This is a genomic window from Mesorhizobium sp. WSM4808 (assembly GCF_055811675.1).
Map to the genome: position 1 here is coordinate 1 of NZ_JBVVQX010000096.1, position 229 is coordinate 229.

The 229-nt window shown below is 26.2% G+C and carries 1 protein-coding gene; it reads right to left on the bottom strand.

Going from position 1 to position 229, the window contains the following annotated elements; all coding sequences use genetic code 11:
* A partial coding sequence (locus AC0L2U_RS34825; protein WP_473603720.1) for a hypothetical protein occupies positions 1–229 on the bottom strand: 229 nt, incomplete at both ends.

Genomic DNA, 229 nt, shown 5'->3' on the forward strand with positions numbered 1-229 from the left:
TATTTTTAATTAATTCCCTACACCTAAACACCCTTCTTTTTTTTTTTTTTGTTTTGGGTTGTTTTTTTTTTGTCTGGGTGTTTTTTTTTTTTTTTTTTTTTTTTTTGTGGGTGTGTGTGTGTTGGTTTTTTTTCTTTCTAAAATTATTTTTTTTTTTTTGTTTTTTTTTTTTTTTGGGGGTTTGGGTTTTTTTTTCTTTTTTTATTTTATCCCCCCCCGCACCTGATCC